The organism is Aeromonas sp. sif2433 (assembly GCF_019218705.1).
In the GTDB taxonomy this organism is placed as follows: domain Bacteria; phylum Pseudomonadota; class Gammaproteobacteria; order Enterobacterales; family Aeromonadaceae; genus Aeromonas; species Aeromonas encheleia.
In genome coordinates, this window is the sequence record NZ_JAHUXD010000067.1 from 1 (window position 1) to 212 (window position 212).

The window sequence follows — 212 nt, forward strand, 5'->3', positions numbered from 1 at the left end:
ACCTTGGTCTCACCCTCTTTCAGGTACTGCACGTCGCCGTTGGCCACGTTGTAGGTCCACTTGCCAGCGGTATCGATGGTCAGGTGGCCCAGAGCGCCGGCACTCGGGGTACCGGTACCGGCCTTGAACACTGCCTCGCCCGCATCCAGATCGGTCAGGGTCAGGGTGCCGCTGTCGGTCAGGGTCGGATTGCTGGCATCCTCGGTCACCGC

Annotated in this window: 1 protein-coding gene; it reads right to left on the minus strand. The window is 64.6% G+C overall.

Annotated features, from left to right (window positions below; translation table 11 throughout):
* A partial coding sequence (locus KW825_RS20435) for a VCBS domain-containing protein (protein ID WP_218330259.1) occupies positions 1-212 on the minus strand: 212 nt, incomplete at both ends.